Annotated in this window: 1 protein-coding gene; it reads right to left on the bottom strand. The window is 47.0% G+C overall.

All coding sequences use genetic code 11. The features are described 5' to 3' along the window. The coding region (locus R0K30_RS23755; RefSeq protein WP_410613515.1) for a hypothetical protein at positions 1–232 on the bottom strand (232 nt) is incomplete at both ends.

The following is a 232-nucleotide window of genomic DNA, read 5'->3' on the forward strand; positions in this document are numbered from 1 at the left end:
GCAATGGTGTAATCGGTGTTTGCTGATACCTCTGCAGTGGTTAAGTTGATGTTGGCACCAGAGCCTGTAAAGCTTAGCGGTGTAGGTACTGTCCAGCTGTAAGTTAGCTCACTTTGCTCATCATCAAAGGCATGCAGATGAATTGCTGTTGTGGTGTTTTCATCAACTACTAGGTTATCTGGGGTGTGTACAATGGGTGCGGTGTTTGTTGGCGCACCATGCATACTCAAGG

Source organism: Bacillus sp. SIMBA_154, from assembly GCF_046536015.1.
GTDB lineage: Bacteria > Bacillota > Bacilli > Bacillales > Bacillaceae > Bacillus > Bacillus pumilus_P.